The sequence below is a fragment of the Pelagibius sp. Alg239-R121 genome, from assembly GCF_947331435.1.
In the GTDB taxonomy this organism is placed as follows: Bacteria; Pseudomonadota; Alphaproteobacteria; order Kiloniellales; family Kiloniellaceae; genus Denitrobaculum.
Genome location: NZ_CAMZOF010000008.1, coordinates 426,567 through 441,939 on the forward strand (window position 1 = coordinate 426,567; position 15,373 = coordinate 441,939).

Sequence of the window (15,373 nt, forward strand, 5' to 3'; positions counted from 1 at the left end):
AGTTCCTATTCGTAGAGGTCTGCACGGGTCGGCGGCATACCCGATAGGCCGCGAGTGCGCTTGGAGGCAAGGGTCTGAAAGATGTTCAGGGTTCCGCGTTCGAAGGCCATGGAAACGCCGGCGAGATAGAGCACCCAGAGCCGGTAGCGCTCCTCGCCGGCTTCGGCGATGGCGGCTTCGCGTTTGGCCATCAGGCGTTCCGCCCAGAGACGTGTCGTGCGTGCATAGTGTTCGCGCCAGGCTTCGACATCGTGCACTTCGAAGCCGTGGGCTTCCAGGTTTCGGATCGACATACCGACATGATCGACCTCTGCCCCTGGGAAGATGTACTTCAGCATCGAGGTGTATTCAGGACGCTTCTTGTTGAACTTCGCATCACTCGACTTGCCTCGCCGAGCAATGGAATGGTGCAGATAGAGGCCACGCGGCTCCAACAGCCGGTTTACGGTCTTGAAGTAGCTGGCATGGTTGGCGATACCCACATGCTCGAACATGCCGATTGAAGATACCTTGTCAAAGGTTCCTTCCAGGTCGCGAAAGTCGCGCAACTCGACGGAGACCTTATCGCTGAGACCCCGTTCCTCGATGCGTTTACGGGCCAGTTCCAGTTGTTCATCCGACAGAGTCACGCCGAGGGCCGTGACGCCGTAATGCTCGGCAGCGTGACAGATCAGTGCTCCCCAGCCGCAACCGATGTCCAACAGGCGTTCCCCGGGCTTCAGGCGCAGCTTTTTGCAGATCATGTCCAGTTTGTCGCGCTGAGCCGTATCGATATCGTTGGCCCAATCCGTGAAGTAACCGCAGGTATAAACCATCTCCTTGTCAAGGAAGAGGCGATAGAAATCGTTGGAAACGTCGTAGTGATAGGCGATATCCGCCTTGTCGCTGCCTTTGCCTGCGGTGGAACCCTCGCCCAGCTTGTCGCTTGAGCCGCCTGACTTTTTAAAGGCGACAGCAAGAGGTAGGGCGGCCTTCAGCAGCAAACCTTTGTCCAGACGTTCGCGCAGAACCCGGGATTTGCCTTGCGGGCGACGGGATGCGAGTTCGAACAAAGTCCCGCCGCGGATGTCGATATCACCGGCAATATGCAAGTCGATCAGAGTCTTGGCTTTTGGACGCCGCAGCAGGCGGGGCAGGGCCATTTCGTCAGTGATCGCAAGCCGCAGGTCGGAATCGCCGTTTCGCTCCGCTGGAATGGTCGAGCCATCCCAGAGTTCGAAGCCGAAATCCAATTCGAGGCGTTCATGAACGTGAGCGAGAGCCCGGCGCGCCGCATCGAGACGGCTTTGCCCATGATTCGAGGGCATGAAAACTCCTTGGAAGGTCGCGCATTACCGGATTGCTATCGGTTAGCGAATCCGTTGGATCCGGGCGATGCTATCCAAGCAGGAGGATAGCCGCAACGCCGCTTCGCAGACTGATTTTTTCTGAATAAACCGCGGCGCTGCGTTCCAGGCCACCGTCAATGTTGACGGGCGGCAACGATGAGGCATTCAATCTCGGTTTCACCCAAAGCGCGGGAGGCTTCAAGGCGGTTGAGACCCTTGACCAGAACAAAGCCTTTTTTGTCGTCACGACGAACCTGAATGGGGCTCTGTTCACCCTCTTCAAGAAGGCTTTCTGCCCGTTCGGCGATCTTGCCTTCGTCGAGGTCGTTTTTCAGCTTTGCCGGCACGTATATGCCGGCGATCGGTATCTGGTGTGTCTTCATTTAGTGACTACCGCTGTCAAACTGATGCCGGTCATCGGATTCTCAGGCTGTTCGAAGAATCAAATGATAGCCAAAAGGCGTCTCTACGACACCACTCAGGCCACCGACTTCAAGTCCAAAGGCAGCCTCGTCAAATTCCGGCACCATCATACCGCGGCCGAAGGGTCCAAGATCGCCGCCACTCTTTCCCGAAGGACAATCTGAATGGGCGCTTGCAAGTTCGCCGAAGTCCGCGCCTTCATCGAGTCGAGTCTTAAGATCTTCGATCTCGCTTAAGGCTTCGTCTTTAGAACGGGTTGCGCTGGAACGCTGTGATCCTGCATACATAAGTAGGATGTGCGAAGCAGCAACTTGAGCAGACATAGGGAACCTCTTGTAAAAAAAGCGAAAATTTCGAACATGGTTTTTCGAGAGCCGAAACGGCCTCGAGAAAGCTTTAACAGATTGAAAATAGTTTGTCCCGCAACCAATTTCTTATGGTAAACGGTTCTGTTAACCGAACTTTGCAAGACTTTAGAAAAATGTGATCTTTATCGTTAGACCTTCGAACGAAAGAGAAGAAAGAGAGAAGGAGTGGACCACATGACGCTCAGCGGACGGCAGGACCAACGCCGCAGATACCGGCGATACCGGTCGACCAATGGCGCGACCCTGAAACTGGGTAGCGACTGGAATCCATGCTCCGCTGTGGATGTGTCGGGTGGTGGCGTATTCCTTGAAACCTCTTGCCGTCCCGAAATCGGTGATCCAATCGAGATGAAGATTGAAGTGCTGGGGGATTTCACGGGCACGGTTGTCAGGCATGCCTGGAACGGCATCGGCGTGAAGTTCGATGAAGTTGATTTCAAAAACGAAGGCCTGGCGCAAAACCTGGCCAACCCGAGCCGCCGGCGACTGCACTAATTTCTGAAATTTCGGCTAAGCGCAGCCAAAGCTGCATTCTCTCTCGCCCGTCGATACAGAAATTGGTTCGACTGGTGTTTTAGTTTCGAATGAAACAATGAAGCTTTCGGTCTCTGGTCGGACTGGCGCCTAATTTGAAGCAATCTTGATAGTCAGGTGTGAAATCAGGTCGTCGAACCTGATATCTGGTGCCTGATCCACGATCAAATAGTCGCCTTCCTGCAGATTTGGCAAAGCAAGAGCCGCTTTGCGCTCTGAGAACTTGGAATGATCGACAGCCATAACACGTTGATCTGCAATAGACATCATCGCCTTCGTTATATCGACCTCGCATTGCTCCTGGACCAAAAATCCCCGTTGCGGGTGGATCGTAGACGCCGAGAGAATGGCGTAATCCACCTGCAAGGAAGCAATCACGTCAAACGCCGCGCGGTCGAAGGCAGCACCATCGTGACTGCGAAGCTGAGTGCCAGCCATAAAGACTTTGTTGCCGGGGATCATCGCCAAGGTGCTTGCGACGAAGGCCGAGTTGGTAACAAGCGTTAAATCACGATGATGCCGTAGTGCCTGCGCGATGAAGCCGGATGTGGAGCCCGTATCGATGGCCAGGGACTGCCCGTCGTTGACCAGGCGCGCGACCTCCCCGGCAATCGCAATCTTTTCTTCTCGGTTATGGTTCATCCGGGCCAGAAACGGCGGGTCTATGACGCTCTGTGTGCTGACAATCGCCCCGTGAACTTTCTGCAGTTCGCCACGTGCGACCATCGGTTTGACGATACGCCGTATGGTTTGATCGCTGACTTTTAAAAGATCTGCGAGCTCGTTCACGCTAATTCGGCCACGCAAGCCGATTGCGTTCAGAATGTCTTGCTCATACTTCGACATTAGAGTTTCCGGGTGCGACTGAATTCACATAGGGCCGGTGTTTCACTCATTCTAAAGTTTAATATCAACAAAAAACATCAAAATTATTGATTTATGTCGAAATAGAGGTTTTGCTTGAAGAGGCAAAACTGGAAAATCGAAGCAGGATATGAGCACGCACTCGGCAAAGCACCTGATCATCGGCGGCGGTATTATCGGTTGTTCCATCGCCTATCACCTCGCCAAAGCCGGAGAGCAGGATGTGGTTTTGCTGGAAAAATCCAGTCTGACAGAAGGCGCGACCTGGCACGCAGCGGGGCTCGTCGGTCAGCTGCGCTCCTCGCGTAATACAACGCGCATGCTTCAGAAATCCGTGGCACTTTATGACCGCTTAGAAGCTGAAACCGGCTTGGCCTGTGATTGGAAGAAGGTGGGGAGTCTCCGCCTGGCTGCATCACACGACCGGATGCTCGAGGCAAAACGCCTGGCGGCAATGGCCCGCAGCTTTGGGCTGGAAATGAACATCATTTCCGCTGCCGAAGCACAGGAACTCTTTCCCTACATTGAAACGAACGGACTTGAGGGTGCGGCCTTTATTCCCACAGACGGGCACGTTGATCCTGCCTCGCTATGCCAGTCAATTGCCGCTGGCGCACGCCTTCACGGCGCTTCTCTGCGGCAGGGCGTGAAGGTAACCGACTTTAAGCTCGAAAAGGGCCGTATCGTTGAAGTCATGACCAGTGACGGGAGTTACGAGGCGGAAACGGTGACCCTGGCAACCGGGATGTGGAGCCGTGAGCTTGGGCAAAAACTCAGGCTCCGGATCCCGGCTTGTGCGGTCGAGCATCAATATGTTGTCACCGAACCAATTCCGGATTTCCCAGATGGCTTACCGACTCTCAGAGATCCCGATCGGCTGGTCTATTACAAGCCGGATGCGGGGGGCAGGCTGGTCATCGGCGGTTATGAGGACGATACGCGGCCCTTTGGAGATTCCGGAATTCCAGGCGAGTTCGCCCGCCAGCTCTTACCGGAAAATCTCGAGCGCTTCGAGCCGTTGGCCGCCTGTGCAGCCGAGGTGACACCGGTCGTCAATGAAGTCGGTATCCGCCAATTCATCAATGGCCCGATACCTTATTCCGCCGACGGCGATTTCGTCATGGGCCCCGCACCGGATTTTCATAATCTGATGCTCGCAACCGGATTTCTCTATGGCATCGCGGCAGCCGGTGGCGCAGGTGAAATGATGTCGGAATGGATTCTGGAAGGACGTCCGAGCCTCGATCTCTGGCCGCTCGATGCGCGGCGTTTCGATCGTCATCATGGGTCCAGGGCCTTCATGTATCCGCGCGCCGTCGAACATTACGCGCACCACTATAAAATGCGCTATCCCGGTGCAGAAAGCAGCGTCGCCCGAAATCTGCGGTTAAGTCCCCTGCACGAACGTCTGAAGTCAAAAGGTGCCGTGTTCGGGTCAAAAAACGGTTGGGAACGGCCACTTTGGTTCGCGCCAGCCGGAACCGCTCCGGTCGATCAACTGGATTTTCTTGAGCCGGGTTGGAAAGCCTTCGCTGCCGAAGAGCATAGGGCAGTGCGCGAAGGTGTCGTCCTGATTGATCAGTCGAGTTTCTCAAAGTTTGAATTGTTCGGGCCAGGCGCATTGAAAGCTATGCAGCAGCTGGCTGTCTCCAACATGGATAAGCCCGTTGGTGCCGTCATTTACACTCAGCTCTGCAATGAGCACGGTGGGATCGAAGCCGATATCACTGTGATTCGTCTCGCAGAGGCGCATTTCTACATCGTGACGGGGGCGGGATTCGGGGTCCATGACGGCGACTGGATCCGCCGCAACCTGCCGAACGACGGATCGGCCACGCTTGTCGAAATGACGTCGGCACGGGCTGTAATCAACCTCTGTGGTCCACACGCCCGCGACGTCCTGGCGGTGGTATCAGAGGATGATGTCTCGAACGCAGCCTTTCCCTTCGCGACGGCGCAAACCCTCACCATTGGCGCGGCACCGGTGAGGGCCGTCCGCATCGGTTACGTCGGTGAACTTGGTTGGGAGCTCCATATTCCGAGCGAGTTTGGGCTCCATGTCTATGACCAGCTCTGGGACGCGGGACAGGAATTTGGCATCCGGGATGTTGGCTACCGCGCGATTGATTCTCTTCGCATGGAAAAAGGCTATCTCTACTGGAGTGCAGACATCACGCCCGACTACAGTCCATGTGAAGCCGGTCTTGGTGGGCGGATTCATCTGCGTTCAAAGGGCGACTTTACTGGCCGTTCGGCGCTGGAAAGCCAGAAGAAAGAAGGTGTTACGCGGCAACTTTGCAGCTTCATCTCTGAACAGCCGCTTCCTCTCTATGGAGGAGAACCCATCCTCGTCGGCGATCAGACCGTGTCGCTCGTTTCGAGTACAGCGTTCGGCCACACGGTGGGGCGGCAGATCATGACCGGTTACCTGCCGTCAGAGCTGACATCACGGCGCGAATTCAAGCTCGAAGCCTTTGGGGAACGATACGCGATCGAGCGCGTGGAAGGACCGCTTTACGATCCGGAGAACAAAAGGCTTAAGGCCTGAACTGATAGGGGGGGAGAAGACAGTATGTCCGACGATTTGAACGCGGTCCGGGAGGCTCTGAAAAATCTGCCGAGCGTGACAGGTGCCTTGATCGCTGCCGATGCAGTGACACGTCTTGGCGGCCTTACCAACCTTGTCTACCGCGTCGAACTGGAAGAGGGGGTTGTCATCGTCCGCATTCCCGGAAAGGGGACCGAGGGTTACATCGACAGAGCTGTGGAGCTGCACAATGCAATTGCGGCCGCACGCGCGGATGTTTCCGCCGAAGTGCTATGGGCGAATGCTGATACAGGCGTGATGATCAGCCGTTGCATCAATGAGACCGTCACCATGACGCCGGCAGAGTTCCAGTCGCGTGCAGGCTCGCCCGCCCGCGCAGCGCGTGCCCTGCGGCAGCTTCATCATTCGGGCGAGGTCTTTGAGTTCCGCTTTGAACTCTTCGCCATGATCGACGACTACCTCAATATTCTGTCGGGTAAGGAAATCAATCTGCCGGATGGCTATCAAAAAGTTGTCCAAGCTGCTGAACCAATAAAGAAATTGCTCGCGGACCGGCCTGGGCCACTGGCGCCCTGTCATTGTGACCCGCTTTGCGAAAACTTCCTGGATGACGGTGATCGGATGTGGGTTGTCGATTGGGAGTATTCGGGCATGAATGACCCATTGTGGGATCTGGGGGACCTGTCGGTCGAAGCGGGGTTCAATGCCGCACAGGACGAGGAGATGATGACCGCCTACTTTGGCGGCAGGGTGGATCCGTCTGATTTCGGGCGCATGGTCATCTATAAAGCGATGTGCGACCTGCTTTGGACACTTTGGGGACTGATCCAGCACGCCGACGGCAATCCAGCGGAAGATTTCTGGGCCTACTCAGTCGAACGCTTCGAACGCTGCAAGACCTTGATGAACAGCAGCGACTTTGCACGGCATCTAGAGGCAGTACGTCGGTAACTGAAACAGGTTCCAGGTCTCAGATATGATAATGGCGGCCAACTCACGTTGAACCGCCATAATTGCGCACTCAGTGTTTGTGTTGACGACGCTAGGTGATGTTGAACCGGTGCAATACGTCGGCCAGATCATCGCCGAAGCTGGGACCGCGGCGAATCAGGCCGGAATTCATTGGCAGAGCCGCAAGATCCGGATGGTTGGGCTCAAGGCTGGTCAGGACCGCGACAGGAATGCTCTTGGTCGACGGCATCGCTGCCAGCGCACAAGCCAGGTCAACACCGCTCAAACGCGGCATAACAACAGTTGTGATGACCAGGTCGGGACGGGTTTCCACAATCAGACCAATGGCTTCCAGGGGATCAAGGACAGTTGAGATCCGGTAACCGCAAGCCGCCAATTCGCGGCCGACTACATGGGCTGCAGAGCGTTGAGGGAGAACCACCGTCACTTCGGTATCCGTGATAGTCACGTCGCTAACGTTGAAAGACGTCACGTTCGGCAGATTACGAACGACCTCGGCTGTTTCTTCGGTCGTGACAACATCACCGTCCAACAGGGCGCCGATCCGGTCGCCGAAGGTCTGCAGATCCGCAATGTGCTGGTCTTCGATCATCTTGATCGATGACATGTATTCGTCGAGCCGGTGGGTGATCGGCGCCAGACCGTTAATCGCGACCGTACGTGCCTTCAAACGCAGATTGGAGGCATCCTGGGAAATGAGAACCGCAGCTTCATCCCGGTCAAGGCTGCCGGTACGTACCTGCTGTAGGCGAATTTCCAGATTCGAAACCACATCCCGGGCTTCGTCGAGAACTTCGTTTTCTGCGAGTTCGTCGGCTTGCTCTTCGGAAATTACATGTGCTGCGCTGGTACTCATATTCCATACCCCTTGAAAATTTCCCGCAGGATAAGGCTTAGGCGTTAAAGGCTTCCTAAGAAAATCTTGTTCAACCTGATACTCAATGTCTTAGAGGTATGGAATCGCTCAATTATTACCTGTCGTTAAAGAACTACGTTGAGTGGTCCTATCGCGATAGCGCGGCGATCGCAATCGGGCGGTTTCTCAACGAATAAAGTACAAATGGACGCTCGTTAACACGTAGGAGTGTTCATCCGCGCGCACCACCAGTACCTGCATGGCACGAAAACCACTTAGTTTCCTGACAGGAATCTATCACTACCTGTCACGCGACCCAGGCTATGGCGGTCAACGGCGATTGCCTTGACCATGGCGTAAACCTCCCGGCCGGGCTCCAGTTTCAAGGTGACCAGTGCGCGTTTGGTAATACGGGCCCATACCGCAGCCCCTCCCGCATCCAACCTCAAGTCGACTTGAGGGCCGGTCTCGCTGCCGATATCCACAATGGTGGCCTTGAAAACATTCTGAATGCTGATGTCGTTGGGAGGCCTTAGGGCCAGCGAAACATCACGGGCTCGGATTCTGAGACGCAGAAGCGTCCCGGTTGGCATGTCCAGGAGCGGAATACGCAAGGTGCCGCCGCCAAACTGCAGCTCCGTCAAGCCGAAGCTGTGATCGTGGGAAGAGATCTGCGCAGCGATAACGGCACCGGCTTCGTAACGGCCTGTCAGAGGACGCAGGTCGAGGCGCCCCATAATGTCGTCCACGGCCCCGACAGCTTCAACCTGGCCATCGGATATCAGCACCATCGTGTCGGCCAGCCGGACGATTTCTTCCATGCTATGGCTGACGTAGATGATCGGAACCTCGAAATCATCCCGCAAACGTTCGATAAACGGCAAAACATCTTCTTTACGGGCTTGATCCAGTGCAGCGAGGGGTTCGTCCATGAGCAAGAGACTGGGATTGGCCAGCAGCGCGCGTCCTAAAGCAACTCGTTGTTTCTCACCTCCCGAAAGCCTTCCTGGACGTCGCTCCAGCAGCGGCTCGATACCGAGAAGTGTAACAACCTGCTCCAACTGGATACGCCGATCTTCGCGGGGGGCCCGGTTCCAGCCATAGAGTAAGTTCCCGCGGACCGAGAGATGAGGAAACAGGCGGTCTTCCTGAAAGACGTAACCCAGTCGGCGTTTCTGAGGTGGGACATTGATCCCTTGATCGGAGTCAAACAACACCCGATCTCTGATCGCTATGTGACCACGGTCGGGCGAGAGCAGCCCGGAGAGCATATTGACAATTGAGCTTTTGCCTGCACCCGAACGCCCGAACAGAGCGATCACACCTGAAGATTCACACTCGAAACGGCTGGCGAGGTGAAAGGCCTTGAGATTTTTTTCAACGTCGACTTTGAGCACAGGCGATCGCCTCCTTATCCCGCCAGACGGGTACGCAGACGGCGCGCCAGGATTTCGGAAACAGCCAGAGCCGCGAAGGAAAGAACAACCGACAGGATCGCCAGACGAAGCGCCGGAAACTCACCATCCGGCGTCTGTATAACGCTGTAAAGCGCCAGGGGAATTGTCTGTGTGGCACCGGGAATATTCGCTGCAAAAGTGATGGTCGCCCCGAATTCGCCCAGGCTACGGGCAAAGGCGAGCAGGCATCCGGCAAGAATACCCGGAGAGATGAGAGGAAGCGTTATCGAGAAAAAGACGTTCCAGGAGCCGGCACCGAGGGTAAAGGCGGCGGCTTCCAGGTTCCGGTCGACCAACTCCAGCGCCAGACGGATGGATCTCACCATCAGAGGAAAAGCCATGACTGCTGCCGCGATGGCCGCACCCTGCCAGGTAAAGGCGAGCGTGATGTCGAAAACCTCATACAGCCATCGGCCGATCAGGCCTTCGCGTCCGAGCAATACCAGCAAAAGGTACCCGACAACGACGGGCGGCAAGACCAATGGCAGATGTACAATTCCATCAAACACCGCCTTTCCAGGAAAGTTACAGCGGGCGAGAAGCCAGGCGGCGGCAATTCCCAAAGGCACGCTAAGCGCCACGGCAAAAAAGGCGACCCGCAGACTCAGTTGCAGAGCGTCGAGTTCCAGAGGGGTCAGTGAATACATACGATCGAAGGCCCCTCGCTCATTACTTCGGCACTTTCGGGGCGCTGAAGCCGTGGCGCTCAAAGACTTCCAAAGCTTCCGGGCTTTGTAGAAAGCCATAAAAGGCATCGGTATTGCGCCCACCGTAATTGGCGACGATGGCCAGCGGATAAACGATAGGCGGGTGGCTGTCTTCGGCGAACATCCCGACAACTCTAAGCTTGGAGGCAATCAACGCGTCGGTTTGATAGACAATTCCAGCCGCAGCTTCACCGCGTTCAACCAAAGCCAGAGCCGTCCGCACGCTTCCGGAGAAAGCGAGTTTGTCCTTAAATGGCTCCCATAAATCCAGGTTTTGCAGTGCTGCCTTCGCGTAAATGCCTGCAGGTACATGATGGGGATTGCCGAGGGCGAGGCGGCTGCTGCCAAGAATTTTTTCCAACGGGAGAGTGCGTTCGATCACGGCTGGCGATAGATCTTCGGTAATCGAATGCCCGTTTGCGGTAACGAGAACCAGCCGATTGCTCAGAACCGGGATCTCGCTGCCGGTCTTGAGGGCCGACTTTTCACCCAGGTAATCCATCCAGCTTTGATTGGCCGAGAGGAAGAGGTCGGCCGGGGCGCCATTGGCGATCTGCTTTGCCAGAGTCGATGATGCGGCAAAGACCGTCCGGACCTGAGGGCCGTTTTGGGCGTTATAGCGTTGCACGATTTCAGTAACCGCGTTCGTCGTACTTGCAGCGGCGAAGAGAGTGACCGGTTTGGCAGGCGCCCCCGCGTGGCTGCTTACACTCAGAAATATCGAGGCCAATAGGCCGCTGGTCGGAAAAACTGCACCGCGTATGAAGCGTCTTGCGCGGCAGAGTCCAAACGATCGCATCACCTATTTCCCATAGAGATCTTTAGGATCCTTCAGCACGGGCATTCTGTCTTCCAACCTGCCCGATGAAGATAAAGAACGGTAAAAACAGCTTCGTCTACCCGTGTGACAGGCGACGCCCAACTGATCGACCTTCAGAAGCAGAGTATCACCGTCGCAATCGACTGTCAGTTCGACCAATCTTTGGACCTGGCCCGAGCTCTCGCCTTTACGCCAGAGACTTTGGCGGGAACGTGACCAGTAGCATACCTGTCCGGTCGCAACGGTTTCGGCCAAAGCGTCCTGGTTCATCCAGGCCATCATCAGGACTTCCCCGGTGTCATGTTGTTGGGCAATTGCGGCCACCAGTCCGCTGCTGTTGAAGGTGACTTTCCCTTCGAGGGCGGCAGGGAGGGCATGAGTATCGGTCATAGCTGGATGGCTCGCCTCGTAGAGATCTAGAAATTTACGATGGATTACTGCCTTGGCTTATTCTGCAGCCATTGCGCGATTGAGGCGGCTAAATCCAGCCTCAAGGTCTGCGATCAGATCGTCGATATCTTCCAGGCCGGCGTGAATCCGCAATGATGGTCCCGGATCGGTCCATTCGGTTGCCGTTCGAATCGACTGTGGGTCGGTCGGGATAATCAAGCTTTCGAAGCCACCCCAACTGTATCCCATACCATAGAGTTCAAGATGATCGAGCATCTCGTCCAGAGCCTGCTGGGCAACCGGATGGAGCACAAGTCCGAAGAGCCCGCAAGCGCCGCCGAAATCGCGCTTCCAGATCGCATGACCGGGATCATCCGGCAGGGCAGGGTGCATGACCCGCGCGACTTCAGGGCGCTGTTGCAGCCATGACGCCAGCGCCACGCCGGTCCGGTGATGGCGTTCAAGGCGCACCGACAGAGTCCTGAAGCCGCGGAGCCCCAGGTAAACGTCATCCGGCGCCGCACTGTGGCCCAACGACATCACGCAGCGGCGGACTGTTTCATAGTAGGCTTCGCTGGTCACGATCATACCGAGCATCGCGTCGGAATGGCCGACGATGTACTTCGTGCCGGCATGGATCGAAACGTCCACGCCCAGCTCAAAAGGCTTACAGTACAGCGGTGTTCCCCAGGTGTTATCCATCAGGACGGCCACGCCGGCCGCATGGGCAGCTTCGGCGATCGCGGGAATATCCTGAACTTCAAAGGTTTGCGAACCGGGCGATTCCGTGAAGACGATCCGGGTGTTTTCACGGATAAGCGACGCGATACCACCTCCGATCAAAGGATCATAATAGGTTGTCTCGACACCGAAACGCGCCAGGGTGGAATCGCAAAAAGCGCGCGCTGGCCCATAAACCGAATCGGTCATAAGGACGTGATCGCCTGCCTGAACCAAAGCCATTATACTGGCGGTTACTGCGGCCAGCCCCGAAGAGACGGCGATCGCGCCGTATCCGCCTTCGAGTTCAGCCACCGAATCCTGTAAGGCAAAGGTGATCGGAGTCCCCGCACGACCGTAGGTGACGGCGTCTTTACGCATCCGGATCGATTTTGCCGCACGCAGGCTCTCTACATCTTTGTAGAGGATTGTCGAGGCATGATAGACCGGCGGATTAACCGCGCCATGCTGGGATTTAGGATCGCGGCCGAGATGGGCAAGCTGAGTGTCTGGTTTCCGGGGGCGAGTGGACATGCGCAAGGGTCCGTCAATTACAATTACAGCGATTGATAACAGCATCCCGGCAAGTTGCTCAAAGACCAGGAGCTTTATGGTTATGACAGGCTGACGCTGCGGTTGCCAGCCCTTGGTTTGTTCGAATTAAGTCTTACAGCTACTGCCGGTTGGATCGCAGTGGTTATTTGGACGAAGGGGTGTCCGGCGGCTGTAACATACACCGGCTCCAAATTCGCTTTTTGGGGGATTAGGCAATGGCGGGTCGCAACCGTTATTTAGTATTCATCTGCATTTTTTTCCTTTTAGCTCAGATATTTACTGCCATTGTCCGGTAACAATTTGCATCTCGGGGGTTTAGCCCTGTTGCGTTTCCCGTCCTGATGGGACATGGTTTGTCCGTGATGTGCTGTCGCACGGCGACCCGTAGAAGGTCATTAAATAGCGAACGGCGTGAACACAGCTCTATCACACAAAAACAACAAGATATCTGAATTGAACAGCAGGGAAGATCCTACCAATGAAGCTTGGAAAGTTTCTCTTCGCCGCCGCGGCGGTAACAGCGTTGTCCACTGGTGCATCGGCGGGTACGCTCGACGACATTAAAGCCAAGGGCTTCGTACAATGCGGCGTCACCACCGGTCTTGCCGGTTTTGCGGCTCCTAACGATCAGGGCCAATGGGCTGGTTTCGACGTGGACTTCTGCCGGGCTATGGCTGCGGCCATTTTCGGCGATGCAGCCAAGGTGAAGTACACACCGACGACCTCTAAAGAGCGTTTCACTGCACTGCAGTCAGGCGAAATCGACGTACTGGCTCGGAACACGACCTGGACCTTCTCACGTGACGTCAACCTCGGTTTTGAGTTTGTTGGCGTTAACTACTACGACGGTCAGGGTTTCATGGTTCGTAAGAGCCTGGGCGTAACCAGTGCTAAGGAACTCGACGGCGCTTCGGTCTGTATCCAGACCGGCACGACCACCGAGCTTAACCTGGCTGATTACTTCCGTTCCAACGGCATGAGCTATGAGTCGGTTGTCATCGAGACTTCCGCCGAAGGCCGCGGCGTTTATGAAGAAGAGCGTTGCGACGTGTACACCACAGATGCCTCCGGTTTGGCCGCACAGCGTTCAACCATGGCTGACCCGAGCGAGCATATTCTCCTTCCCGAGATCATTTCGAAGGAGCCGCTTGGCCCGCTGGTACGTCACGGCGACAATCAGTGGGGCGACATCGCTCGCTGGACCCTGAATGCCATGATCGTTGCGGAAGAGCTCGGTGTGACTGCAGGAAATGCTGCGGACATGGCTTCCACGTCCAAGAACCCGGAAGTTCTGCGCCTGCTGGGTGCGGAAGGCGACATGGGTGCTCAGCTCGGCTTGTCGGCTGATTGGGCGAAAAACATTGTCATGCAGGTCGGTAACTACGGCGAATCGTACGAGCGTAACCTCGGCACGACAACGCCTTTGGCTCTGGAACGCGGCCTGAACGCCCTGTGGACCGACGGCGGCATCCTCTATGCCCCGCCGATGCGCTAATAAGGCAGACTAAAACTGCTTAAAGTGATCTGAAAAGCACGCCAGGCTCTTTGCTTGGCGTGCTTCAGGTCGTTTTCAGATACTAACGCTGTGGGTCTTAACAGGGAACCGAGCGGCGTTAGGTAAGCCAGCAGGGGGCGGCATGGCTACACAGACAGTAGATGGCCCGAAACGGGGCTCATTCCTGAGCGATCAGCGAACGAGGGCAATCCTTTTCCAAGGATTGGCATTCTTTCTGGTTGTCGTATTTTTCGTATACATCGGCACTAACACGGCGCGAAACCTTGAGGCCCTCGGGATCTCAACCGGGTTCGATTTTCTGAATGCTCCGGCAGGCTACGACGTAGCCATGTCGCTCATTCCCTACACCGCCACGGATACGCACGGTCGCGTTTTCTTCGTCGGTCTTCTGAACACACTTTCCGTTGCTGCCACAGGCATTTTTGCAGCGACAATTCTCGGCGTCATTCTCGGTGTGCTGCGGCTGTCAAAGAACTGGCTCGTGAGCAAGCTGGTCTACTGCTATGTCGAAGTCGTGCGCAACATACCCTTGTTGTTGCAGATTTTGTTTTGGTACGCGGTTCTGATCACACTGCCGCATCCCAAGAAGAGTATAATCTTCTTGAATGACTCCATATTTCTGAACAAGCGCGGGCTCTACATGCCTGAGCCGCTGACCGGTGACGGTTTCGGCCTGATCTTGATTGCGTTACTCGTCGCGCTGATCATCGTCCCGATCATGTCCAGAATGGCAAAAAAGCGCCAAGAAGCGACCGGGCAGATTTTCCCGGTTTTCCTGACATCCGTGGGATTGATTATCGGATTGCCACTGCTCGCCGCAATCGTAACCGGGTTTCCAGTGACCTTCGAATACCCCGAATTGAAGGGCTTTAACTTCAAAGGGGGGATGGTCCTTCGACCTGAGTTTGTCGCCTTGTGGTTTGCTTTGACGGTCTATACGGCCGCATTCATTGCGGAGATTGTTCGCGCTGGCATCCAGGCCGTTAGTCATGGCCAATCGGAGGCTGCCTTTTCACTTGGCCTCAAGCCAAGCTGGACGACGCGCATGATCATCCTGCCTCAGGCTCTCCGGGTTATCGTTCCGCCTCTGACCAGTCAGTATCTGAACTTGACGAAAAACTCGTCCCTGGCCATTGCGATCGGCTATCCGGACCTGGTTGCGACCTTTGGCGGAACCTCGTTGAACCAGACGGGGCAGGCTATCGAGGTCATCATGATCACTATGCTGGTCTATTTGAGTATCAGTCTGCTGATCTCAATGATGATGAATTATTACAACAAGCGCATTGCGCTGGTTGAGCGATAAGGGGGCGGG

Annotated in this window: 15 protein-coding genes; 5 read left to right on the forward strand and 10 right to left on the reverse strand. The window is 55.8% G+C overall.

Annotation, left to right across the window (positions count from 1 at the left end; genetic code table 11):
* Positions 1-5 precede the first annotated feature (5 nt).
* The 3 genes from QMZ18_RS26250 to QMZ18_RS26260 all read right to left on the reverse strand — a co-directional run bounded on the left by QMZ18_RS26250 (position 6) and on the right by QMZ18_RS26260 (position 2,074).
* Positions 6-1,307 (reverse strand): cyclopropane-fatty-acyl-phospholipid synthase family protein, encoded by a 1,302-nt coding sequence (locus tag QMZ18_RS26250; RefSeq protein ID WP_282609340.1) that lies wholly within the window; start codon positions 1,305-1,307, stop codon positions 6-8.
* Between the two features lie 155 nt (positions 1,308-1,462).
* Positions 1,463-1,711: a ParB N-terminal domain-containing protein gene (locus QMZ18_RS26255; RefSeq protein WP_282609341.1), complete on the reverse strand. Its 249-nt coding sequence runs from the start codon at positions 1,709-1,711 to the stop codon at positions 1,463-1,465.
* Positions 1,712-1,753: 42 nt separating this feature from the next.
* Positions 1,754-2,074 carry a peptidylprolyl isomerase gene (locus tag QMZ18_RS26260; RefSeq protein ID WP_282609342.1) on the reverse strand — a complete coding sequence of 107 codons (321 nt, stop codon included), beginning with the start codon at positions 2,072-2,074 and terminating at the stop codon, positions 1,754-1,756.
* 219 nt (positions 2,075-2,293) lie between these two features.
* On the opposite strand from QMZ18_RS26260, the gene QMZ18_RS26265 reads away from it, so the two are divergent.
* Complete coding sequence (locus QMZ18_RS26265; RefSeq protein WP_282609343.1) at positions 2,294-2,614, forward strand: PilZ domain-containing protein; 321 nt, start codon at positions 2,294-2,296, stop codon at positions 2,612-2,614.
* 129 nt (positions 2,615-2,743) lie between these two features.
* On the opposite strand, the gene QMZ18_RS26270 is transcribed toward QMZ18_RS26265, so the two are convergent.
* On the reverse strand, positions 2,744-3,499 hold the full coding sequence (locus tag QMZ18_RS26270; protein ID WP_282609344.1) for a DeoR/GlpR family DNA-binding transcription regulator: 756 nt from the start codon (positions 3,497-3,499) through the stop codon (positions 2,744-2,746).
* 148 nt (positions 3,500-3,647) lie between these two features.
* Here QMZ18_RS26270 and QMZ18_RS26275 point away from each other — a divergent pair, with 148 nt between their 5' ends.
* Together QMZ18_RS26275 and QMZ18_RS26280 are read left to right on the forward strand one after the other, a co-directional pair.
* Positions 3,648-6,065: an FAD-dependent oxidoreductase gene (locus tag QMZ18_RS26275; protein ID WP_282609345.1), complete on the forward strand. Its 2,418-nt coding sequence runs from the start codon at positions 3,648-3,650 to the stop codon at positions 6,063-6,065.
* A gap of 24 nt (positions 6,066-6,089) precedes the next feature.
* A complete protein-coding gene (locus QMZ18_RS26280) occupies positions 6,090-7,016 on the forward strand; it encodes a choline/ethanolamine kinase family protein (RefSeq protein WP_282609346.1) in 927 nt (308 codons plus the stop codon).
* A gap of 91 nt (positions 7,017-7,107) precedes the next feature.
* On the opposite strand, the gene QMZ18_RS26285 is transcribed toward QMZ18_RS26280, so the two are convergent.
* From QMZ18_RS26285 to metC, 6 genes are all read right to left on the reverse strand, one after another.
* Complete coding sequence (locus QMZ18_RS26285; RefSeq protein ID WP_282609347.1) at positions 7,108-7,893, reverse strand: PleD family two-component system response regulator; 786 nt, start codon at positions 7,891-7,893, stop codon at positions 7,108-7,110.
* Positions 7,894-8,168: 275 nt separating this feature from the next.
* Positions 8,169-9,290, reverse strand: coding sequence for a molybdenum ABC transporter ATP-binding protein (modC, locus tag QMZ18_RS26290; RefSeq protein WP_282609348.1), 1,122 nt, complete (start codon positions 9,288-9,290; stop codon positions 8,169-8,171).
* Between the two features lie 14 nt (positions 9,291-9,304).
* On the reverse strand, positions 9,305-9,997 hold the full coding sequence (gene modB, locus QMZ18_RS26295) for a molybdate ABC transporter permease subunit (protein ID WP_282609349.1): 693 nt from the start codon (positions 9,995-9,997) through the stop codon (positions 9,305-9,307).
* 22 nt (positions 9,998-10,019) lie between these two features.
* The gene (gene modA, locus QMZ18_RS26300) at positions 10,020-10,856 is read right to left on the reverse strand and encodes a molybdate ABC transporter substrate-binding protein (protein ID WP_282609350.1); all 837 of its coding nucleotides are present in this window, start codon (positions 10,854-10,856) and stop codon (positions 10,020-10,022) included.
* 3 nt (positions 10,857-10,859) lie between these two features.
* Positions 10,860-11,267 (reverse strand): phosphoribosyl-AMP cyclohydrolase, encoded by a 408-nt coding sequence (hisI, locus tag QMZ18_RS26305; protein WP_282609351.1) that lies wholly within the window; start codon positions 11,265-11,267, stop codon positions 10,860-10,862.
* A gap of 57 nt (positions 11,268-11,324) precedes the next feature.
* The gene (metC, locus tag QMZ18_RS26310; protein ID WP_282609352.1) at positions 11,325-12,521 is read right to left on the reverse strand and encodes a cystathionine beta-lyase; all 1,197 of its coding nucleotides are present in this window, start codon (positions 12,519-12,521) and stop codon (positions 11,325-11,327) included.
* Positions 12,522-13,020: 499 nt separating this feature from the next.
* Here metC and QMZ18_RS26315 point away from each other — a divergent pair, with 499 nt between their 5' ends.
* Complete coding sequence (locus tag QMZ18_RS26315; protein ID WP_282609353.1) at positions 13,021-14,037, forward strand: amino acid ABC transporter substrate-binding protein; 1,017 nt, start codon at positions 13,021-13,023, stop codon at positions 14,035-14,037.
* Positions 14,038-14,179: 142 nt separating this feature from the next.
* Complete coding sequence (locus QMZ18_RS26320) at positions 14,180-15,364, forward strand: amino acid ABC transporter permease (protein WP_282609354.1); 1,185 nt, start codon at positions 14,180-14,182, stop codon at positions 15,362-15,364.
* Positions 15,365-15,373 lie beyond the last annotated feature (9 nt).